Origin of the sequence: Arthrobacter sp. AFG7.2 (assembly GCF_002892835.1) — a bacterium.
In the GTDB taxonomy this organism is placed as follows: Bacteria; Actinomycetota; Actinomycetes; order Actinomycetales; family Micrococcaceae; genus Arthrobacter.
The window spans coordinates 144,744-165,352 of sequence record NZ_PJMB01000006.1 but is presented as its reverse complement, the minus strand read 5'-3'; the positions used below and the strand labels follow the sequence as shown (position 1 = coordinate 165,352).

Sequence of the window (20,609 nt, the reverse complement as noted above, 5' to 3'; positions counted from 1 at the left end):
CTGAGAGAGCGCTCTCTGGCAAGTTCCTCAAGAGTAGAGGTGGCGCAGATCACTGTCAAGAGAGCGCTCTCTCAACCCCTCGCGAAAAGTGCTGCCGGCGGCTCCCCCGGTGCCGGCAGGCAATGTCCGCGCCCGCCACTAGGGTTGAACGCATGGCAACAAAGACCTCCCGGGCCGCCAAGGCGCCCGCCTACAAATGTGCTGAGTGCGGCTGGACCACCGTCAAGTGGGTGGGGCGGTGCGGCGAATGCCAGGCCTGGGGGACGGTTGAGGAAACCGGCACCGCCGTTGCGCGTACGACGGCGGCCACTACAGTCCTCGAGCCGGCCCGCCGGATTGCCGAGGTGGACGCCACCACTGCCGCCTTCCTGCCTACCGGAGTGGACGAGCTGGACCGCGTGCTGGGTGGCGGGCTTGTCCCGGGCGCCGTCATCCTGTTGGCCGGTGAACCCGGCGTTGGCAAGTCCACGCTGCTGCTGGATGTTGCGGCGAAGTTCGCCCGGACGGCACAGGACGTGCTGTACGTGACGGGTGAGGAATCGGCAGCGCAGGTGAAGCTGCGTGCGGAGCGGATCGACGCCGTGGCCGAATCCCTGTACCTCTCCGCCGAAACGGACCTGGGCCAGGCGCTCGGGCAGGTGGAGAAAATCGAACCCCGCCTCCTGATCGTGGACTCGGTGCAGACCCTCAGCAGCGCAGACGTTGACGGCAGCGCCGGAGGCGTTTCACAGGTCCGCGAAGTGGCAGCGTCCATTATTGCGGCCGCAAAGCGGCGGAACATGACCACCCTGCTGGTGGGCCACGTGACCAAGGACGGCTCCATAGCCGGCCCGCGGCTGCTGGAGCACCTGGTGGACGTGGTGTGCCAGTTTGAGGGTGAGCGCCACTCCCGGCTCCGGCTGCTCCGGGCCGTCAAGAACCGCTACGGGCCTACCGACGACGTCGGCTGCTTCGACCTGAACGAGAACGGCATTGAAGGGCTTGCCGATCCCAGCGGGCTGTTTGTCAGCCGCACCAAGGAACCGGTCTCGGGCACCTGCATCACCGTCACCATGGAGGGCCGGCGTCCGTTGCTGGCCGAGGTTCAGTCACTGCTCGCCGAGAGCCCCACCTCGCAGCCGCGGCGCGCTACCAGCGGCCTGGACAGTTCCCGGGTGTCCATGCTGCTCGCGGTCCTGCAGCAGCGGGCGGGGACCCTCCTGCACAAGGACGACTCCTATGTTGCCACCGTGGGTGGCGTGAAGCTCAGCGAGCCTGCGACGGACCTGGCGGTTGCCCTGGCCGTGGCATCGGCCAAGGCGCGCAAGCCGCTGCCCATCCGCCTCATAGCTTTCGGCGAGGTGGGCCTGGCGGGTGAGGTGCGGCCGGTTCCCGGGATCAACCAGCGCATCCAGGAGGCGCACCGGCTCGGGTTTACCCACGCTGTTGTTCCTGCAAGCCACGCCGGTCCCGGGCCCATCCCGGCGGGCTTTTCAGTGCGGGAAGTGGAGCACCTTACCGAGGCCCTGAGCCTGCTGATCGGCTGATGGCGGACGGGAATTTGCAGTTTAGTGGGCAGCCCGGCCCGCGCTAGTTGTTGTGGCGCGGGAGCGTTTCAGGGTCATCGTGGCGGGAGCTGAAAAGCCAGCCGGACACGTCGCTGCGCAGCACCAGCAACGGCCCGCCTGTGGCGGTCACATTTCCTGTTGGCACGTAGTAGCCGCGGCCGGAGCCGGGACCCCCGGCCGCCCGGTCCAGGGCCTCGACCAGGTGCCGCGGCAGGTGTCCATTGGGACCAAGGCTGTGCAGCTCTTCAAGTTCTTCCGGCGTCAGCCGTCCCAAAACCTCAGCAATACTGGCCATGACGGGTCCCTTCGAGCAAAGTGCCTGAGGGAATAACCTAAAGCAGTGCCGTGAACTGCGGGTTAACGCGGGACGGCTAACTCTGGAAACCGCCGAAGTGGAGGAAAAATGCCGGTTCGAAGCGCAGGGCTACTCCTGTACAGGCTTGGCGTGGCGTCCCGGAAGTCCGGCGGGCAGCCAGAGGACAGTCCATCCGCTGGACCGGAGCGCCTGGAGGTCTGGATCGGGCACATGGGCGGGCCGTTCTGGGCCCGCAAGGATGCCCATGCCTGGTCTATTCCAAAAGGCGAGTACGCGTCCGACGAGGATCCCCTGGCTGCCGCACTTCGCGAGTTTGGTGAGGAGATGGGCACTCCCCCGCCGGCAGCCGACTACATGCACCTCGGCGAATTCCGCCAGCCGTCCGGAAAAGTGATTACCATCTACGCTGCCGAGCAGGACTTCGCGCCGGAACAGATCGTCAGCAACTCGTTCCCGCTCGAGTGGCCCAAGGGATCCGGAAAAATCCAGCACTACCCAGAAATTGACGACGCACGCTGGTTTCCCCTGGAGGAGGCAAGGCTCAAGCTGGTGAAAGGCCAGCTTCCCGTCCTTGACGCCCTGACGGAGCGGCTTGAGGGATTGCCCCTTGACGCCTAATCCGCCGTAATCACCAGGGCAACGCTGTGGCCGCCGAAGCCGAAGGCGTTTACCAGGCCGGCGGCAGCACTGTCCGGCTGAAGCTGGCGGACGTCCTCAGTCACGACGTTGAGGTCCACTTCCGGATCCAGCTCCTGGACGTTGAGGGTCCCCGGGAGCATCCCGGTGCGCAGGGCCTCAAGCACCACGACGGCGGCCAGCGCACCGGCGCCGCCCAGCAGGTGCCCGGTGTGGCCCTTGGTGGACGTAACCGGGATTTCTGCACCAAAGATGGCGTTGATGGCCTGGCCCTCAAGCTTGTCCCCCACCGGGGTGGACGTTGCATGGGCGTGGACAAAGCCGATGTCTTCCGCCGCCATGCCCGCGGATGCAAGGGCTTTCTGCATGACGCGCCGCTGCATGGCGGGGTCCGCCGCCACAATGTCGTTGGCATCGGAGGTAACGGCGCCGCCGGCAACGGCCCCCAGCACTGCAGCGCCGCGGGCGCTAGCGTGCTCCTCGCTCTCCAGCACCACCACGCCGGCGCCCTCCGCGAGGACAAAGCCGTCCCGGCCGCCGTCGAACGGGCGTGATGCGCGCTGCGGATCATCGTTGCGGCTGGACAGCGCGCGGATCTGGGAAAAGCCAGTTATCACCAGGTCATTGACGGAAGCATCCACGCCGCCCGCAATGACGACGTCGGCAGCACCGGAGCGGATCATTTCAGCTGCCTGGACAATCGCCTCAGCCCCGGAGGCGCACGCGCTGACCGGCGTTCGGGCACCGCCGCGCGCACCGAGGTCGATGGACACCCAGGCCGCCGGGCCGTTGACCATGAGCCGGGTCAGGGTGTGCGGGGAAACCTTGCGGGGGCCCGAGGCGGCAAGGGTGCGGTCCTGTTCCAGCGTGGAGCCGAGCCCGCCGTACGCCGAACCGATCACCACCGCGAAACGCTCCGGATCCACGTCCGGGGCGCCGGCCTGGTTCCACGCTTCCCGGGCAGCAATGAGGGCGAGCTGCCCACAGCGGTCCATGCGCTTCATCTCGCGGGTGCTCAGGTGTTCGGTGAGGTCATCGGTAACCTGCCCGGCGATCTTCACCGGCAGCTGCTCGGTCCAGGCCTCTTCGAGCGCAGCGATGCCGGATTTTCCGGCCACCAGTGCCGCCCAGGTCTCGGGCACTGAAGAACCGACCGGGTTGATGGTTCCGGCGCCGGTGATGACGGCGCGGGGTTGAGCTGCGGCGGGCTGGCCTGCGTTCACGGTTCCTACTTTGCGGGGTTGTGGGTGCCGATAGGCACGAGGGTGAGGTCCGGGTGGTTCTTCTCGATGCGGCGCAGCGCCCAGACGTCATTGAACAAGGCGAGGTACTCGCCGTCGGACCGCAAAAGCACCTCGGCGCCCGGTACGTTGGCGAGCGCCGGCATGGCATCCGCCGTCGAGATCCTGGCCAGGGAGTAGGGCAGGCGCTCAAGGCGCATGGGAGCGCTGAAGTCGTGCGCCATCCGGTCCTCCACCACCTCGAACTGCATGGGTCCGACGGCGGCAAGCACCGGCGCCTGGTCACCGCGGACGTCGGAGCGGAGCACCTGGATGACGCCTTCGTGCTCGAGCTGCTCGATGCCGCGGCGGAACTGCTTGAACTTGCTGGGGTCCTTAGACCGCGCCACCTGGAAATGCTCGGGAGCGAACAGCGGGATGGCAGGATACTCCACGGGACCCTCAAGGAAGAGGCTGTCCCCCACGCGCAGGGACGATGCGTTGACCAGGCCCACCACGTCTCCTGGGTACGCCTCATCAATCACTTCGCGTTCCCGGCCGAACACCTGCTGGGCGTACTTTGTGGCGAAAGATTTCCCCGTCCTGGTCTGTGTGACCACCATGCCGCGCTCGAAGACGCCGGAGCAGACGCGGATGAAGGCCACATGGTCGCGGTGGGCCTTGTTCATGCCTGCCTGGACCTTGAACACAAAGCCGGAGAACGGTGACTCCACGGGACGCGGGGTGCCATCAACGTCCGGGCGCGGGGCGGCCGACGGCGCGAAATCCACCAGCGCGTCCAGCAGCTCCTTGACACCGAAGTTAAGCGCGGCGGAGCTGAACAGGATGGGGGTGGCCTTGCCGGCGTGGAAGGCCTCGACATCGAACTCCAGGTTCGACTCAATCACCAGGCCCGCCTCGTCCACCGCATCCGTCCAGTTGCTGCCCTGGGTTTCGGCGGCTTCCTCGGGGGTGAAATACTCGGTGAGGGCAATCTGGGCGCCCGCGTTGTTGCGCTGGAACCGCGCGAAACGGTCGTTGCGGAGGTCCCAGACGCCGCGGAAGTCGCCGGATATACCCACGGCCCAGGTCAGTGGCATGGGCTGCAGGCCGGTGCGCTCGGTGATCTCGTCCATCAGCGCCAGCGCGTCCAGGCCCGGACGGTCCCACTTGTTGATAACGGTGATGATGGGCAGGTTGCGCTGCTTGCAGACCTCGAACAGCTTCATGGTCTGCGTTTCCAGGCCCTTGGCGGCGTCCACCAGCATCACGGCGCAGTCCACGGCGGCCAGCACCCGGTACGTGTCCTCGGAAAAGTCCGCGTGGCCAGGGGTGTCCAGCAGGTTGATGACGGTGTCCCGGTAGGAGAACTGAAGCGCCGCGGAGCTGATGGAGATGCCGCGGTCTTTCTCCATCTGCATCCAGTCGGACACGGTCTCCTTGCGGTTGGCCTTGCCGCTGGACGCACCGGCCGTGCCGATCACCTTTGCGTGCAGTGCCAGCGCTTCGGTCAGGGTGGACTTGCCTGCGTCAGGGTGGGAAATGACAGCAAAGGTCCTGCGGCGGCCGGCCTCTTTGTGGATACCGGAGATCCGGGCGGGGGTCAGGACATCTTGGGACACGGTGCTACTTTCGCTGCGGTTGGGACTGCCCGGGCGCCTTTCGAAGCTATGCGCCGGGCACTGCGGCTGTGGGCCGGGAATCGGGCTGGCGGAAAGCCAAGTTCCAGTTTATCGCAGGGCGGCAAATCCACGGGGCCGCTTTACCCCGCCCATGAATGCCCGGAGCGGCATGATGGGAGCATGCGAAGTATCGAGTTGACGTTTGAGGACGCCATCGACGCGCGCATCCGGGCGGACTGGGCCATGCTCGCCGGGGCAGGGGTGCCGAGCCTGGCTGGTCATACCGGACAGAGCAACCGGCCGCACGTCACCCTTGCAGCTGGTCCTGACCTGAAGCTGTCCGACAGAGTGCAGGACATACCGCGGATGCTGCCGGTCCGTACAGAGTTTTCCGGTGTCCTCGTCTTTCCGGGTGGTCCGGGAAAGTACGTCCTCGCGAGGTCGGTGGTCCTGACCCGGCAACTCCTGGAACTGCACCGCTTCGTCCATGCGGAGGCGGCCGGCGCAACGCACCTCACCCTGCCGGATGCGTGGACACCCCACGTCACTCTCGCCCGCCGCGTCCCGCACCACCTGTTGGGGACAGCCGTGGAACTCCTGGACCTCGGGCTGGCGGGCGAGTGCACCGGCGCGAGGGTGTGGGACAGCAGGACGAGGACGGTCACGCCGCTGGAAAGCACTTAGGCAGGGCAATTCCTGCCTCTTCACCGGCGCTTGCCCGGCATGGGACAATAGAGGGGATGACTTCCCCCACCGCTTCTTCCGAAGCTCCCGCGCGCGCCCGCCAAGAGGCCCCGGAGAGCACCCGCCCCCAGATCCGCCCGACTGCCGAAGGCTGGGAGCAGGCACGCACCGTCGAGGGCCGCCCACTGCTTCAATTCGCGTCACCGCGGGTGAAGCAGCCGCCGACGCATCTGGCTGACCTGAGCCTGGCCGAACGCGGCGCGAAGATGAAGGAGCTGGGCCTGCCCGCCTTCCGGGCGAAACAGCTCTCCACACACTACTTCCAGCACTGGACTGTGGACCCGGACGCCATGAGCGACCTCCCCAAGGCAGGCCGGGAGGAACTCGTTTCCCGGATGTTCCCGCCGCTGCTCACAGAGGTCCGCCGCCAGCGAAGCGACAAGGGAGACACCATTAAGTTCCTCTGGCGGTTGTTCGACGGCGCGCTGGTGGAGTCCGTGCTGATGCGCTACCCCGGCCGCATCACTCTCTGCATCTCCTCCCAGGCCGGCTGTGGCATGAACTGCCCGTTCTGCGCCACCGGCCAGGCCGGGCTGACCCGCAACATGTCCACCGCGGAGATCGTTGACCAGGTGGTGGCCGCAAACCGGGTCATAGCAGCCGGCGAACTGGGCCCCAAGGAGCACGACGACGAGCGGGTCACCAACATCGTCTTTATGGGAATGGGCGAGCCGCTGGCCAACTACAAGCGCGTGATGGCAGCCCTCCACCGCTTCGTGGACCCCGCCCCCGAGGGCCTGGGCATGTCTGCCCGCAACATCACCGTCTCAACCGTCGGCCTCGTTCCTGCCATCCGCAAGCTTGCGGACGAGGACATCCCGGTTACCTTCGCACTGTCCCTGCATGCTCCCGACGACGAACTCCGCGACGAACTCATCCCGGTGAACAACCGCTGGAAGGTGGACGAGGCGCTCGATGCGGCGTACGACTACTACCGCAAGACGGGCCGCAGGGTCAGCATCGAGTACGCGCTGATCAAGGACATGAATGACCACCCCTGGCGTGCAGACCTGCTGGCCAAGAAGCTCAACCAGCGCGGCCGCGGCTGGGTGCACGTGAACCCGATTCCGTTGAACCCCACCCCCGGCTCCATCTGGACCGCCTCGGACAAGCCGGTGGAGCAGGAATTCATTGCGCGGCTGCGGGCCGCAGGGGTGCCCTGCACCCTGCGCGATACGCGCGGCAAGGAGATCGACGGGGCATGCGGCCAGCTGGCCGCCGCCGAGGACTGACAGCAGCAGCCGAAAGCACCGCGACCAGGGTCGAGCGAGAATAAGTGTGCCAAAGTGCCCAGCCGGCAACCCGCCGCCGAACCCGCTTCCCGGACGTTCACCGGCACCCCCTCATGAGGCACTTTGGGGCTTGCCCGTGCGGAAGTTGGGGTTGCTTGCCCCTATCATTGAGCTTGCGGGAAACTGAGTACTTTCAGATCCTGCCGGCCCAGCGGTAAAGCCGGCATTCTTGCGGGCGGCGGTCCGCACCTTTGAAGGGAACACCTATGGCGCGGAGCCCCGAAGAATCACTCAGGGCAACTCTGGGCAGGGTGGCACCCGGAACTCCCCTGCGCGACGGCCTGGAGCGAATCCTGCGCGGACGCACCGGGGCGCTGATCGTTTTGGGCTCGGACCGGACCATCGACTCGATCTGTTCCGGCGGGTTCGACATCGGCATCGATTTCTCCCCCACCCGGCTCCGGGAACTCGCCAAGATGGACGGCGCCATCATCTGCGACAAGGACGCCGGAAACATCCTCCGCGCTGCCGTCCAGCTCGTCCCGGATTCCAGCATCGAAACGCAGGAGTCCGGCACCCGCCACCGCACCGCGGAGCGCGTGGCCATCCAGACCGGCGTGCCCGTGATCTCGGTCAGCCAGTCCATGCAGATCATCGCCCTCTACGTGAACGGCCTGCGCCACGTGCTGGAAGGATCGGAAAAGGTCCTGGCCCGGGCAAACCAGGCCCTGGCAACCCTGGAGCGCTACCGCTCCCGGCTGGACCAGGTCACCAGCTCGCTCTCCGCCCTGGAAATAGAGGCGATGGTCACCGTGCGGGACGTGGCTGTGACCCTGCAGCGGCAGGAAATGGTCCGCCGGATCTCCGAGGAAATCGCCCAGTATGTCCTGGAACTCGGCGAGGACGGCCGTCTCCTCTCGCTCCAGCTCGATGAGCTGACGGTTGGCCGCGGACCCGGCAGTGACGTCATCATCCGTGACTACGGCGCTCCTGATGCCACTCCCGAGGACATCGAGAATGCCGTCAACGCCCTGGTGAGCCTTGGCCCCACCGAGTTGATCGACCTCGGAAAGATCTCCGGGATCGTGGGATTCGCGGGCGGCGAGGCGAACCTCGACGCTGTTGTCCAGCCGCGCGGCTACCGCCTGCTCTCGGGCCTAAAAGCGGTCCCCAAGGCTGTTGCCGACCGCCTCGTGGACCACTTCGGCGGTCTGCAGTTCCTGATGGCCGCCACCATCGATGACCTGATGACAGTTGACGGCATCGGCGACCAGCGCGCCCGCACCGTCCGGGAAGGGCTCAGCCGGATGGCGGAAGCAAGCCTGCTGGACCGGTTCCTTTAGCCTCACTGGCTGGCTCCAGCCCCTGCCTCGCCCAGACCCCGGCCACGGCCACGCCCTTCGGCGCGGCCCCACGGCCCGGCCGTGTCAGTTGAGCTGGAAAACAGCCTTGGGGCTGGCCTTGGAACCGAGCTTCGCCGTGAAAATATAGTAGGCGCCGCCGCCGCCGGGCTGGGCTTCAACGGGCTGGCAGCCCTCCACACTACGGTTGCGGGACCACGGGAAGTTCGCGGTTTCGCTGGCTCCCGGTGCAATCATCTTGACCAGGTCTTCGCTTACTGCCTGGCAGTCCCGGGACGAGAAGATCCGGTCCGCCCCGCTGGTCACCAGGAACTCCATCTGCGAGGTGCCAATGTTCACTTCACAGGGCATGGTGCCACCGTTGGTCACCTTGAGGGTAAGCATCGGATTCTCTTCAGGCCCGTAGGCCGCCTTGTCAGTGGAGGCGGAGACCGTCACCAGGTTCTGGTTGCAGCCGGGGGTGGCCGACGGCGTAGGCGTAGCCGCTGGTGCTGATGGGGACGCCGAGGCCGACGGTGACGCCCCGGCGGAAGGATCGGCAGAGGCGGTCGCTCCTGGTGCCGTGGATGAGGCCTGCTCTGACCTGCCGTTGAAGGCACCGGCAACGGCGAAGCTGCTGACCAGCGCAATGATCAGCAGGAGTGCCCCGCCCACAAACAGCCGACGCCGGCGGTACACTGCCGCGCTTGGTTTGCGGACGGCAGTGGAACCGGATCCCGGTGCCCTGCCACGTGGTGATGATTCGCCTTGCCTGCCCATCCTCCTAGGCTAGAGAACCGCCCCGCATCTGTTCACCCACCACGCCGCCGCGGGGCCAACGCCCTGGTCACATCCTGTTTCAACCCCGGCAGACACATCCATTACAGTGTTGGCATCGACACTGCACTTTCCTCCACCGCCGTTTCCGCCGGCCCTCCCGGAAGCGGGGCGGGGCTTAGCCTGTTGCACGAACGCATCAGCACCTGGTTCGCTGACACCGCCCGCGATCTTCCCTGGCGTGAACCCGCGTGCTCGCCCTGGGGCATCCTGGTCAGCGAGATCATGCTGCAGCAGACTCCGGTGGTCCGCGTCCTTCCGGTATGGCACGAATGGCTGAAACGCTGGCCTGCCCCTGCAGGGCTGGCTGGAGAACCGGCAGGGGAAGCGGTGCGTTCCTGGGGCAGGCTGGGGTATCCCCGCCGGGCGCTTCGCCTCCATGCTGCAGCCGTGGCAATTACCCGCGATCATGACGGAAAGGTCCCGGACACCTACCCGGAACTGCTGGCCCTGCCCGGTGTCGGCAGTTACACAGCTGCCGCCGTGGCGGCCTTCGCCTATGGCCGGCGTGAAACCGTCGTGGATACCAACATCAGGCGGGTCCATGCGCGGCTGGTCTCCGGCACCGCCCTTCCCGCCCCTTCCCTGACCGCAGCGGAGATGCGTCTGGCCGCTTCGCTCCTGCCCGCCGGCGCTGGGCCTTCTGTCCGCTGGAACGCAGCGGTGATGGAACTGGGTGCGCTCGTGTGCACGGCGCGGGCGCCCAAGTGCGCCGCCTGCCCGGTCAATGATCTTTGTGCCTGGCGGGCGGCAGGTGAGCCGCCGCCGTCGTACATCCCGAAAGGCCAGGCCTGGCACGGAACGGACCGGCAGGTCCGCGGCGCCGTGGTGGCGGTGCTGCGGCTGGCCGAGACCCCTGTTCCAGCCGAGATGTTCTACCGCGAGCCTGCCGACCTGGGATTCGCGCCGGCGGGCATCGGCGTTCCCCTGGCTGCCCTGCACCGGCTCAACTCCGCGCCGGAACAGTTGGAGCGGGCCCTGGCAGGATTGCTCGCCGACGGCCTGGCGGAAATGAACGACGGCGCCTACCAGCTGCCTGCCTGAGCACGAGGGTCCGGACACGTATGCGTAAGCTGGCATACTTTTGGTGACTGGAACCAGGGGGGAAGCCAAAGCCATGAAGCTGATTCTTTATATCGTGTGGGCGCTGTTCGTCACGGCAGCCTTCTTCGCTGCTGTCCATGCCGCGCGCACTGCCCGGCGCGACGAGCAGGAGGTTGCCTCGTGGGCCAAGGTGCAGGCCACTGTCACCGGCAGCGTGGCAGGGTGGACCAACGGCGGCGGCGGTTCCAGCCGCAGCCGGCGCTTCTTTCCCAAGTATCAGTTTCTGGATGCACAGGGGACCCTGTTTGCCGGTGAATCCGATATCTCGTTTGCCGGCCAGCCGGTTCCAGGGTCTGCCATTGAGGTGGCGTACAACCCTGCCGACCCGAACCAGTCCCGGCCGGTTTCCTCCGCGCCCCGGACCACCATGGGGTGCCTGATGCCCTTCTTCGCTGTTTTCGCCCTTGCCTCCCTGTGGTTCATCAGTGTCTTTCCGGTGAAGTGATCTGTTCCTTCCAACGAGGTGTCCGTTCGGCAGCCTTCGCCGCTGCGGCGTAACAATGCGGGCATCAGTTGCCCTCAGGGAGGCCAACGCGGACCACGCCGCCCTACGCTGAAAGTATGCGCAGGCAGTGGCTGCTTTTGGCATTGATCACGACGGCGGGACTCACCACGGCATGCGGCCCCGGCCCGGGTGCCGTGGCCTGTCCTGCCATCGCGCAGGCTACCGCTGTTTCCGTATCAATCCCGGCCGGTTATGCGCAGCAGGTGGCATCCCTGCACCTCCGGGCCTGCCAGGACGGCGCCTGCACCGGGGACACCGTGGATCTCCGCCCGGGAAGCTCATCCATCGACCAGGGCTGCTCCCACGGCGTCTGCTCGGCCACGGCATCTCCGAACGGCAGCAAAACGGGGTCGCTGATGCTCGAAACGCTCAGCGAATCGCCCATGTCCGTGACGGCCACGGGGACCAGCTTCGACGGCACAGCCCTGCCGGTCCATACCCTGGATTTCCGGCCGCGCGGCGACTATCCGTTTGGGGAGCAGTGCGGCCGGTTCATCAGCGCATCGGTAGTGCTGGACGCCGGGGGTTTGCACCAACGGGACTAATCTTCGAATGCTGGAGCTTGGGCGGGGCCGTTTCGAGCAGTGCCGGCTAGAACAGCGCCGGCTGGCCGAACGCGTCATCGTCAGCCGTTGCGGGCGCCGCGTCCTGCATGGGTGCGGCATGCCGCCACTCGAAGCCCAGATCCGCCAGCAGCTCCTCGACGGACGTCTGACCCTCCAGTACTTCAATATCCGCGGAGCTGTCTTCGAGCTGGGGCCGTTCCATGCCATCGAGCCTATTCGCAGGGACCGCCGCACCCTTGGAACCACACCGCAGGAGCAGGATTTGGAAGGATATTCAGGCGGTGCCGCCGCGTTGCAGCTTCTGCTGATGTGGGCAGGCCGGCGAAGCTCAGGGCTCCCCGAATCCTTCCTGCACCAGGCCGCCAACATAATTCACGGCCCGTTCCGCATCGGCACCCCAGGCTTGCACATGCAGCACGGATCCTTTACCTGCGCCAAGCGTCATGAGTCCTGTCATGGAGGCACCGTCCACCCCGTTGACCGTCACTTCGGCGTCCATTCCCGAGATGGCTCCGGCGATTTTCGCAGCCGGTCGGGCGTGCATTCCCGCCTGGTTGACCAGCTCAAAGTCGCCCGCGAAGTCCGGCTCCCTGCCGGTTACGGATCCATCTCCGGGCCATCCTGCCGGGGAACCAACCGGGTGGGCGGGACCACCAACAGCTTCGGCTGCGCGCCTGACCTCGTGAATGTCCGCTCCGCCCTGCGCTGCCACGGCCGCTGCAACAAGCCCCTCCACGAGGGGCGCGTCAGCCAACACCATGGTTTCCGGGTTCTCAGCGAACTCCAGCGCAGATTCGGCCGTCATCACTGCGGACCCCAGATCGGTGAGGATCACGGTGCCCCCGCTCCCAGCCTTGTCCAGCGCGGCCAGGACCTTTTCCAGGCTCGTGCCGATCCGGCCGTCGGTGGTGCCGCCGGCTGTCAGCACCATGACGTCAGGGGCCATCTGCGCTGCAAGCTCGGCAGCGCCGTCGGCAATCTTCCCGCTGTGGGAAACCACCACGATGCTGACGGTCACGCAGCAGCCCCCACCGCTGCACGGAGGATCAGGGCGGAAGAGGCAGCACCAGGATCCCGGTGCCCGGCGCTGCGTTCCCCGAGGTAGCTTGCGCGGCCTTTCCGCGCCACCATGGGATCGGTGGCAACGGCACCCGCCTCGGCTGCCTCTGCAGCCGCCACCAGGACGGTGAGGACATCCGCGTCACCGGCCGCCGCTGCCTTCCGGGCTGCTTCTACTGCCGGTGTCCACGCATCCACCATTGTCTTGTCCCCGGATTCGGCCTTTCCGCGTGCCACAATGCCGTCACGGGCTGCTGCCAGGGCGGTTGCCCAGGCCTCAGGTTCAATTTCGGCGGAATCCCCCAGCGATGTTGCCGCCCGGAGGAAGGCCGTGCCATAGAGCGGCCCGGCAGCCCCGCCGACCTTTGACATCAGTGTCATGGCTGTCAGTTTCAGGGCGGCGCCGGGGGTCTGGGGCGGGGCTTCAGCCAGCTTGTCCAGGACAGCCTGGAAACCCCGGTCCATGTTTTCCCCATGGTCCGAATCTCCAATGGCACGGTCCAGTTCGATCAGCTCCACGCGGTGCTCGGCCATTGCCTGCGCGGACAGTGTCAGCCACTTCACCGCCCAGTTCACGTCCAGCACCACCGCTACACGCCCCAGCGAAGGGCAGCGGTGTGCACCGGGGCGTCCCACAGTTCCGTGAGTTCATCGTCCAGCCTCAACACCGAGATGGAGCACCCCTGCATTTCCAGTGCTGTGATGTAATTGCCCACCAGCGACCGCTCCACCGTGGCACCCCGGCCGGCCAGGACCTGCACCGCCCGCCGGTAGACGATATAGAGCTCGCTCAGCGGCGTGCCGCCCATGCCATTGACGAACAGCAGCACTTTGTCCCCCGAGGCGATGCCCAGATCGGCCAGGACGGGTTCCAGCAGGCGGTCGGTGATTCCGTCCGCGTTCTCCATGGGGATGCGGTGCCTGCCGGGCTCGCCGTGAATGCCGATGCCAATTTCGATTTCATCTTCGGCCAGGTCAAAGCTGGGTGAGCCCGCGTGCGGGACGGTACATGCGGACAGCGCCACCCCCATGGTGCGGACGTTTGCGTTCACGCGTTCCCCGACGGCGGCCACTGCCTCGAGGTCATCGCCCCTTTCCGCCGCAGCACCCGCGATCTTCTCCACCAGCACCGTTCCACCCACGCCGCGGCGGCCCGCGGTGTACAGCGAATCCTCCACGGCGACGTCGTCGTTAACCAGGACAGTGCGGACGCTGACGCCCTCGGCCTCCGCGAGTTCGGCCGCTGTTTCAAAGTTCAGGACGTCACCCGTGTAGTTCTTCACGATGTGGACGACGCCGGCTCCTGAGTTGACCGCGAGGGTCGCCGGGAGGATCTGGTCAGGCGTCGGTGAGGTGAACACCGCCCCCGGCACGGCGGCGTCGAGCATTCCCTGCCCCACGAAGCCTGCGTGCAGCGGCTCATGGCCACTGCCTCCCCCGGAAACCAGGCCCACTTTGCCGCTCACCGGCGCGTCTTTGCGGGTGATATAGGTGGGGTCTGCGCTGACGGTGACCAGATGTGGGTGGGCCAGGCCAAAGCCCTCAACAGATTCATCGACGACGGCCCGGGGATCATTGATCAGTTTTTTCATGGCGGTGCTCCTGGCTCTGCTTCCTGGAGAATGTCACCTTGACCCTACTACCGGCGGGCCCGGCAGCGGTAGGTTTCCCGATCCTGATAAAGGGGCCCGCCGCGGACGCAGAAAAGGGACAGCCCCCAATGACTGTCCCTTCCCCTGGGCCCCCCATCCCGGCCTCAGTCAGTTTATCCACCAATTCGAATAACACAAGTCCTCGCAGGTCAGATGGACGCCTAACCATTTCAGGCACGTTCAAGGGCAGGGCGTGCTCCGCGCACGCCCGGACCAGGGGGACGGCTCCTACAGCACCTTGATCATCCGGGTGTTGCCCAGGGTGTTCGGCTTGACCCTCGCGAGGTCCAGGAATTCGGCGACGCCCTCATCATGTGACCGGAGGAGCTCCGAGTACACCACGGGATCCACTGCGGATTGGTCGGCCATCACTTCGAAGCCGTGGCGTTTGAAGAAGTCCACCTCGAACGTCAGGCAGAAGACGCGGGCCACGCCCAGGGCGCGGGCTTCCTCAAGCAGGCTCTCCACCAGTACGTGGCCTATGCCTTTTCCGCGCCAGTCGGCCGATGCAGCCAGGGTCCGGACTTCAGCCAGGTCCTCCCACATGACGTGCAGTGCCCCGCAGCCAATAACTTCGCCGTCAGGGGACTCGGCAATCCGGAATTCCTGCAGGCTTTCGTAATAGGCCACCGTTTCCTTGGCCATAAGTATCCGCTGCTCTGCCAGCGGTGCCACCAGTTTCTTGATTGCGGAGACATCACTGGTGCGGGCAGGGCGAATTTGGAAGGAGTCAGTCACAGGGCAATCCTAGTTGGACAGCCCCTGCCGGCCCACGATGACTGATGGGCCGGCGCTGTTTGCCACTCGCTTCCCGCTTGGCTGTGCACAATAGCCCCGGCATTCAGGCTTTGGTGCTGGCGGCCCGGCCCGACCGGCCGCATTTCATGAATTCCCGTACCACTCCAGTTCGACTTTGACGTACACAGAAAAATTCGCCATAGGAGTTTCTTTGCGGGGCGATAGCGTTGATCGCCCCACACACTCCATCAGAGGAGCGCTTCGCTGAAAATATGCCCCTTTGCCGGCCATTCCCCCCACATGGCATTCGGCTCTCCGGAGCCACGGCCCTATGGTTATCACAGGCATTTTTACCGGCGAAAACTGCGGCGCCGGGCGGGGGTGCGGCAAAATGCCCGGCACCCCCGCAGGAGGTTTCTAGAGGCCCAAATCAGCGGGCACTGGAACATCCTGCTCCAGGACATGCCGGGCCAGGAAGCTCTCCACCACGCCATACCAGACCTTGGCGTGCTGCGGCTGGAGCACCCAGTGGTTCTCGTCCGGGAAGTACAGGAACCGGTGCGGTGTCTGCCCGTCCTGGTCCGCAGCGAGTTTCGACTTGGACAGCAGTTCGTACCACAGCCGCAGCCCCTCGCCGATGGGTACCCGGTAGTCCTTGTCCCCGTGGATCACCAGCATGGGTGTACTGATGTTTTCCACATGAAGGTGCGGCGAGTTGTCCAGCGCCATCTCCTCGGTCATTTCCTTCAGCCAGTACTGGGAGGCGTCGGTCGTGGGACCAAACTGGTCCAGTGCCCAGAGGCTGGCGTGGGTAACTATCGCTTTGAACCGGCCTGTCTGTCCTGCCACCCAGTTGGCCATATAGCCCCCGAAGGAACCGCCCATTGCAGCGGTGCGGCCGGCGTCAATATCAGGGCGTTTGACGGCGGCGTCCGTCACCGCCATCAGGTCCGTAAACGGCGCATTGCCCCAGGTTCCCCAGCCGCGCTGGATGTGGGCCTGGCCGTACCCTGTGGAAAGGGCGGGGTCAGGCAAGAGCACCGCGTAGCCTTTGGCAGTCAGCAGCCAGGGATTCCAGCGCCACGTCCAGGCATTCCAGGAGCCAAGCGGTCCGCCATGGATCCAGAGCAGCATCGGTGCCGGGGACTCGGCGGACGCACCTTCCGGCAGCGCCAGGTAGGCCGGAACCCGGGACCCGTCCGCGGCGGTGGCAGCGATGCGCTCCAGCCTGCCGGGGCGGACCGGCCGTTCCGCTGGAGCCGGCAGCCGCGTGACTTCACCAGTCTGAAGGTCAATGCGCACAGCTTCGGGCGGAAACTCATAGGAGCTCCGCAGCGCGTAGGCGCTGCGACCGTCGGGCGCAACCACGACGTCGGTGTAGGCCGAGGCGTCCTCCGTCACCCGGGTGACACTCACTTGGGCGGCAGCTGCGGGGATGGAGATCCGGAAAACCGGCGACGCGCCGTCGTCATCTGCGGTGGCCAGCAGGGCGGATCCGTCGGGAAGCCAGGCCACCGGCGTGGGCCAGCGGTCCCAGTCGTGCGCCACGGGAGTGAGGCCGCCGGGGGCGTCCCCGCCAGTCCCGGATACGTCCAGCAGGTGGAGCTTGACCCGGGGTGCCTGCTCCGGCGTGGTGTCGCTTTCACTGACCACCGCCAGGGTGCTGCCGTCCGGGCTCACGGGGCCGGGGACATAGCTCATGCCTTCTTCATCCAAAAGCACCTTGGTGCTCCCCGATGCCACATCCACGGCCACCAGGATGGAGCGGCTGTCAGCCTTGGCCAGCGGCTTGGTGTAGCTCGCATAGATGGTTTTTCCGTCAGGGCTGACGGAAGTTTCCGCTTCGCGCAGCCGGGGTCCGGCATCAGGCGTCAGGTTCCGAAGGGCAAGCGGCGGCATGGCATCCACCGTTGCCGGCTTCCCTGCGGCCTGCCCGCTTCCCCGCTCGACGGCGAAAATCCGCGGTTGGCCCGGGCCAAGGTCCGCGTCCCAGTAGCGGACCGGGTATTCGCTGTGCAGGATTGCGGAGACTTTGTTGTCCTTGCGCGACTTCCTGCGCCCCGCGTCATCTTCTTCATCGGCCGAGCCCGCCAACACCTCCGCGATGACGAACGCCGCGTCGGCCGCCTTGGCTGTCATGACAGCGTTAGCACCGCCCGGGCGGTTCAGCACTACCCGCGCCTCCCCACCATCTGCGGGCAGCAGCCACAGCGCGTTAACGGGGTCGCCCTCAGGGCTGTCAGGGTCGGGCCGCGCTGACGTGAAGTAAACGTCCCCGTTGGCGGCGAAGGCGGCCCCGGCCTCGCCTTTGGCACTGCGGGTGATCCGCCGCGCCTGCCTCTGCCCGGCGGGATCGAGCTCCCACAGGGCGGTACCGAATTCGGTGCCCTTCCCGTTGAGGGTGGCCACGGTGGTAACCAGCCGGGTGCCGTCCGGGCTCAACGCGAGCCCGCTCACCCGCGGGATGGAAAGGTAATGGTCCAGATCATGGAAAGGGGTCAAAGGTTGCTCATCCGGGATCGCCGGGTTCAAGTTAGCCATGCCCCCGATTCAACCCGACGGTGTCCCACATCACAAACAGGCACGGCGACGCGCGCTCTGTGCCCGGATCGACGACGAGCGTAGATGCTGGTGCGGGCACCGGGCGGACAGGGCGGGGTCGCGCCGCCACCGGCGCCATTTGCCGCTTGCTGCTCCTTCGTCGCTTTGACGCAAGCTACACAAATGACCCCGGCACCTGCGCTGGGCGCCGCCGCGCTCGAGGTGCCGGGCATCAGGGATTTATGTAGGCGCCGTCAGAGCGACGAAGGAGCAGGCGCCGGGAAATCTCTGATGGCCGGCACCGGACGGAACCGAGGCATAGTCCCAGCCACGGCAGTGCCGGATGCCAACCTTTGACGGGGCGGAGGGTTAAGCGAAAGACCCCGCCTGCTCTGGGAGCTGGCGGGGCCTTCGAGGTGGTGCCGTTTGTCTAAGGTCTAGACGCTCGGGGCGATTTCCGGGATGCGCGGCTTGGCGTTGCCGGCGAACGTGAACTTGGCGTCGTCTCCGTCGCCTTCCACGTCCACTACGACGATGTCGCCGGCGTGGATCTCGCCGAACAGGATCTTCTCGGAGAGCTGGTCCTCGATCTCGCGCTGGATGGTGCGGCGCAGCGGCCGGGCACCCATTGCGGGGTCGTAGCCTCGGGTTGCGAGGAGCACCTTGGCAGCGGGCGTGAGCTCGATGCCCATGTCCTTGTCCTTGAGCCGCTTCTCGAGCCGGGTAACGAAGAGGTCCACGATCTCGATGATCTCGTCCTGGGTGAGCTGCGGGAACACCACAACATCATCCACACGGTTCAGGAACTCGGGGCGGAAGTGCTGCTTGAGCTCTTCAGTGACACGGGCACGCATGCGGTTGTAGCCGGTCTGCGTGTCGGTGCCGGACTGGAAGCCGGTGGCAACACTCTTGGAGATGTCCCTGGTACCGAGGTTGGTGGTCATGATGATCACGGTGTTCTTGAAGTCCACCACGCGGCCCTGGGAGTCGGTCAGGCGGCCGTCCTCCAGGATCTGCAGCAGCGAGTTGAAGAGGTCCGCGTGGGCCTTTTCCACTTCGTCGAACAGAACGACGGAGAACGGACGGCGCCGGACCTTCTCGGTCAGCTGGCCGCCTTCCTCGTAGCCCACGTAGCCCGGAGGGGCACCGAAGAGCCGCGAGACGGTGTGCTTCTCGGAGTACTCGGACATGTCCAGGGTGATGAGGGCGTCCTCTTCACCGAACAGGAACTCCGCGAGTGCCTTGGCGAGCTCGGTCTTGCCGACGCCGGTGGGGCCGGCGAAGATGAACGAGCCGCCCGGGCGCTTGGGGTCCTTGAGCCCTGCACGGGTGCGGCGGATGGCCTGGGACAGGGCCTTGATGGCCTCGTTCTGGCCCACCACGCGCTTGTGCAGTTCGTCTTCCATCTTCAGCAGGCGCGAGGACTCTTCCTCGGTCAGCTTGAACACCGGGATTCCGGTCGAGTTGGCCAGCACCTCGGCGATGAGATCCTCATCCACCTCGGAGATGTCGTCCATGCCGCCGGACTTCCAGTGGCGTTCCTTCTCCGCACGCTCGGTGATCATCTTCTGCTCCTTGTCACGGAGCGAAGCTGCACCTTCGAAGTCCTGCGCGTCAATCGCGGACTCCTTTTCCATCTTCAGCTTGGCGATGCGCTCGTCCATGGCCTTGAGCTCCGGCGGAGCGGTCATGCGGCGGATGCGCAGCCGGGCGCCGGCTTCGTCGATCAGATCGATCGCCTTGTCCGGCAGGAAGCGGTCCGAGATGTAGCGCTCGGCGAGGCTGGCAGCGGAGGCCAGGGCGCCGTCGGTAATGGTGACGCGGTGGTGCGCCTCGTAGCGGTCACGCAGGCCCTTGAGGATCTCGATGGCGTGTGCCACGGAGGGTTCCTTGACCTGGATCGGCTGGAAGCGGCGCTCCAGGGCGGCGTCCTTCTCGATGTGCTTGCGGTACTCGTCCAGCGTGGTGGCACCAATGGTCTGCAGTTCACCGCGGGCCAGCATGGGCTTCAGGATGGACGCAGCATCGATGGCTCCTTCGGCGGCACCGGCACCCACGAGGGTGTGGATCTCGTCGATGAAGAGGATGATGTCGCCGCGGGTGCGGATCTCCTTGAGGACCTTCTTCAGGCGCTCTTCGAAGTCACCGCGGTACCGCGAGCCCGCCACCAGGGAACCGAGGTCCAGGGTGTAAAGCTGCTTGTCCTTGATGGTCTCGGGGACGTCGCCGCGGACAATCGCCTGGGCGAGGCCCTCGACGACGGCCGTCTTGCCGACGCCCGGCTCACCGATCAGGACCGGGTTGTTCTTGGTACGGCGGGAGAGGACCTGCATAACGCGTTCCATCTCCTGCTCGCGTCCGATGACCGGGTCCAGCTTGTTCTCGCGGGCAGCCTGGGTCAGGTTGCGGCCGAACTGGTCCAGGACGACGGAACCGGCCGGCGCACCTTCGGGCTGGCCCGAGCCGACGCCTGCGCCGGTGGTTTCCTTGCCCTGGTAACCGGAGAGGAGCTGGATGACCTGCTGGCGGACCCGGTTCAGGTCTGCGCCGAGCTTGACCAGCACCTGGGCGGCAACACCCTCACCCTCGCGGATGAGGCCCAGCAGGATGTGCTCCGTGCCGATGTAGTTGTGGCCCAGCTGGAGTGCCTCGCGCAGCGAGAGCTCCAGCACCTTCTTGGCACGGGGGGTGAAGGGGATGTGGCCGGACGGCGCCTGCTGGCCCTGTCCGATGATCTCCTGCACCTGCTCGCGAACGCCGTCGAGCGAAATGCTCAAGGACTCAAGAGCTTTGGCGGCAACACCCTCACCCTCATGGATCAAACCCAAGAGGATGTGTTCGGTACCGATGTAATTGTGGTTCAGCATGCGTGCCTCTTCTTGGGCAAGCACAACTACGCGACGGGCACGGTCCGTAAATCGCTCAAACATTTCGCCACACTCCTAGCTAC

Annotated in this window: 19 protein-coding genes; 8 read left to right on the top strand and 11 right to left on the bottom strand. The window is 66.0% G+C overall.

Annotation, left to right across the window (positions count from 1 at the left end; all coding sequences use genetic code 11):
- Window positions 1-152 precede the first annotated feature (152 nt).
- Window positions 153-1,526: a DNA repair protein RadA gene (gene radA / locus CXX84_RS12655; protein WP_102977062.1), complete on the top strand. Its 1,374-nt coding sequence runs from the start codon at window positions 153-155 to the stop codon at window positions 1,524-1,526.
- A 43-nt stretch (window positions 1,527-1,569) separates the two neighbouring features.
- Here radA and CXX84_RS12650 read toward each other — a convergent pair whose 3' ends face one another.
- A complete protein-coding gene (locus CXX84_RS12650; protein ID WP_102977061.1) occupies window positions 1,570-1,842 on the bottom strand; it encodes a hypothetical protein in 273 nt (90 codons plus the stop codon).
- A gap of 108 nt (window positions 1,843-1,950) precedes the next feature.
- On the opposite strand from CXX84_RS12650, the gene CXX84_RS12645 reads away from it, so the two are divergent.
- Complete coding sequence (locus CXX84_RS12645; RefSeq protein WP_102977060.1) at window positions 1,951-2,481, top strand: NUDIX domain-containing protein; 531 nt, start codon at window positions 1,951-1,953, stop codon at window positions 2,479-2,481.
- Here CXX84_RS12645 and CXX84_RS12640 read toward each other — a convergent pair.
- Window positions 2,478-3,722, bottom strand: coding sequence for a beta-ketoacyl-[acyl-carrier-protein] synthase family protein (locus CXX84_RS12640; protein ID WP_102977059.1), 1,245 nt, complete (start codon window positions 3,720-3,722; stop codon window positions 2,478-2,480). The two genes, CXX84_RS12645 and CXX84_RS12640, sit on opposite strands and share 4 nt — an antisense overlap.
- Window positions 3,723-3,727: 5 nt before the next feature.
- Entirely contained in the window at window positions 3,728-5,341 is a 1,614-nt protein-coding gene (locus CXX84_RS12635; protein WP_102977058.1) for a peptide chain release factor 3, read from the bottom strand.
- A 180-nt stretch (window positions 5,342-5,521) separates the two neighbouring features.
- Between CXX84_RS12635 and CXX84_RS12630 the strand changes: the two genes are divergently transcribed.
- From CXX84_RS12630 to disA, 3 genes are all read left to right on the top strand, one after another.
- A complete protein-coding gene (locus CXX84_RS12630) occupies window positions 5,522-6,025 on the top strand; it encodes a 2'-5' RNA ligase family protein (protein ID WP_102977057.1) in 504 nt (167 codons plus the stop codon).
- A 56-nt stretch (window positions 6,026-6,081) separates the two neighbouring features.
- Entirely contained in the window at window positions 6,082-7,317 is a 1,236-nt protein-coding gene (gene rlmN / locus CXX84_RS12625) for a 23S rRNA (adenine(2503)-C(2))-methyltransferase RlmN (RefSeq protein WP_102977056.1), read from the top strand.
- A 266-nt stretch (window positions 7,318-7,583) separates the two neighbouring features.
- The gene (disA, locus tag CXX84_RS12620) at window positions 7,584-8,660 is read left to right on the top strand and encodes a DNA integrity scanning diadenylate cyclase DisA (RefSeq protein WP_102977055.1); all 1,077 of its coding nucleotides are present in this window, start codon (window positions 7,584-7,586) and stop codon (window positions 8,658-8,660) included.
- Window positions 8,661-8,744: 84 nt separating this feature from the next.
- Here disA and CXX84_RS12615 read toward each other — a convergent pair whose 3' ends face one another.
- Complete coding sequence (locus CXX84_RS12615; protein WP_102977054.1) at window positions 8,745-9,437, bottom strand: hypothetical protein; 693 nt, start codon at window positions 9,435-9,437, stop codon at window positions 8,745-8,747.
- Window positions 9,438-9,617: 180 nt separating this feature from the next.
- On the opposite strand from CXX84_RS12615, the gene CXX84_RS12610 reads away from it, so the two are divergent.
- The 3 genes from CXX84_RS12610 to CXX84_RS12600 all read left to right on the top strand — a co-directional run bounded on the left by CXX84_RS12610 (window position 9,618) and on the right by CXX84_RS12600 (window position 11,648).
- Window positions 9,618-10,538 (top strand): A/G-specific adenine glycosylase, encoded by a 921-nt coding sequence (locus CXX84_RS12610; protein WP_102977138.1) that lies wholly within the window; start codon window positions 9,618-9,620, stop codon window positions 10,536-10,538.
- 73 nt (window positions 10,539-10,611) lie between these two features.
- Window positions 10,612-11,043 (top strand): DUF3592 domain-containing protein, encoded by a 432-nt coding sequence (locus tag CXX84_RS12605; RefSeq protein WP_102977053.1) that lies wholly within the window; start codon window positions 10,612-10,614, stop codon window positions 11,041-11,043.
- Window positions 11,044-11,159: 116 nt separating this feature from the next.
- A complete protein-coding gene (locus CXX84_RS12600) occupies window positions 11,160-11,648 on the top strand; it encodes a hypothetical protein (RefSeq protein WP_102977052.1) in 489 nt (162 codons plus the stop codon).
- 46 nt (window positions 11,649-11,694) lie between these two features.
- Here CXX84_RS12600 and CXX84_RS19155 read toward each other — a convergent pair whose 3' ends face one another.
- The 7 genes from CXX84_RS19155 to CXX84_RS12570 form a co-directional block, all read right to left on the bottom strand.
- Window positions 11,695-11,871, bottom strand: coding sequence for a hypothetical protein (locus CXX84_RS19155; RefSeq protein WP_189337586.1), 177 nt, complete (start codon window positions 11,869-11,871; stop codon window positions 11,695-11,697).
- Window positions 11,872-11,997: 126 nt separating this feature from the next.
- Window positions 11,998-12,687: a dihydroxyacetone kinase phosphoryl donor subunit DhaM gene (dhaM, locus tag CXX84_RS12595; protein ID WP_102977051.1), complete on the bottom strand. Its 690-nt coding sequence runs from the start codon at window positions 12,685-12,687 to the stop codon at window positions 11,998-12,000.
- Window positions 12,684-13,316 (bottom strand): dihydroxyacetone kinase subunit DhaL, encoded by a 633-nt coding sequence (gene dhaL, locus CXX84_RS12590; protein ID WP_102977050.1) that lies wholly within the window; start codon window positions 13,314-13,316, stop codon window positions 12,684-12,686. Before dhaL ends, dhaM begins: the two co-directional genes overlap by 4 nt.
- Window positions 13,317-13,318: 2 nt before the next feature.
- Entirely contained in the window at window positions 13,319-14,320 is a 1,002-nt protein-coding gene (gene dhaK / locus CXX84_RS12585) for a dihydroxyacetone kinase subunit DhaK (protein ID WP_102977049.1), read from the bottom strand.
- A gap of 288 nt (window positions 14,321-14,608) precedes the next feature.
- Window positions 14,609-15,118 carry an amino-acid N-acetyltransferase gene (locus CXX84_RS12580; RefSeq protein ID WP_102977048.1) on the bottom strand — a complete coding sequence of 170 codons (510 nt, stop codon included), beginning with the start codon at window positions 15,116-15,118 and terminating at the stop codon, window positions 14,609-14,611.
- Between the two features lie 417 nt (window positions 15,119-15,535).
- Window positions 15,536-17,659 (bottom strand): prolyl oligopeptidase family serine peptidase, encoded by a 2,124-nt coding sequence (locus tag CXX84_RS12575; RefSeq protein WP_102977047.1) that lies wholly within the window; start codon window positions 17,657-17,659, stop codon window positions 15,536-15,538.
- A 437-nt stretch (window positions 17,660-18,096) separates the two neighbouring features.
- Window positions 18,097-20,589, bottom strand: coding sequence for an ATP-dependent Clp protease ATP-binding subunit (locus CXX84_RS12570; protein WP_102977046.1), 2,493 nt, complete (start codon window positions 20,587-20,589; stop codon window positions 18,097-18,099).
- Window positions 20,590-20,609 lie beyond the last annotated feature (20 nt).

What these genes read in the sequence shown, in the direction of transcription:
- radA (WP_102977062.1), top strand. Translation starts at nt 153, where the DNA reads ATGGCAACAAAGACCTCCCGGGCCGCCAAGGCGCCCGCCTACAAATGT.
- CXX84_RS12650 (WP_102977061.1), bottom strand. Translation starts at nt 1,842, where the DNA reads ATGGCCAGTATTGCTGAGGTTTTGGGACGGCTGACGCCGGAAGAACTT.
- CXX84_RS12645 (WP_102977060.1), top strand. Translation starts at nt 1,951, where the DNA reads ATGCCGGTTCGAAGCGCAGGGCTACTCCTGTACAGGCTTGGCGTGGCG.
- CXX84_RS12630 (WP_102977057.1), top strand. Translation starts at nt 5,522, where the DNA reads ATGCGAAGTATCGAGTTGACGTTTGAGGACGCCATCGACGCGCGCATC.
- rlmN (WP_102977056.1), top strand. Translation starts at nt 6,082, where the DNA reads ATGACTTCCCCCACCGCTTCTTCCGAAGCTCCCGCGCGCGCCCGCCAA.
- disA (WP_102977055.1), top strand. Translation starts at nt 7,584, where the DNA reads ATGGCGCGGAGCCCCGAAGAATCACTCAGGGCAACTCTGGGCAGGGTG.
- CXX84_RS12615 (WP_102977054.1), bottom strand. Translation starts at nt 9,437, where the DNA reads ATGGGCAGGCAAGGCGAATCATCACCACGTGGCAGGGCACCGGGATCC.
- CXX84_RS12605 (WP_102977053.1), top strand. Translation starts at nt 10,612, where the DNA reads ATGAAGCTGATTCTTTATATCGTGTGGGCGCTGTTCGTCACGGCAGCC.
- CXX84_RS12600 (WP_102977052.1), top strand. Translation starts at nt 11,160, where the DNA reads ATGCGCAGGCAGTGGCTGCTTTTGGCATTGATCACGACGGCGGGACTC.
- CXX84_RS19155 (WP_189337586.1), bottom strand. Translation starts at nt 11,871, where the DNA reads ATGGAACGGCCCCAGCTCGAAGACAGCTCCGCGGATATTGAAGTACTG.
- dhaK (WP_102977049.1), bottom strand. Translation starts at nt 14,320, where the DNA reads ATGAAAAAACTGATCAATGATCCCCGGGCCGTCGTCGATGAATCTGTT.
- CXX84_RS12575 (WP_102977047.1), bottom strand. Translation starts at nt 17,659, where the DNA reads ATGGCTAACTTGAACCCGGCGATCCCGGATGAGCAACCTTTGACCCCT.
- CXX84_RS12570 (WP_102977046.1), bottom strand. Translation starts at nt 20,589, where the DNA reads ATGTTTGAGCGATTTACGGACCGTGCCCGTCGCGTAGTTGTGCTTGCC.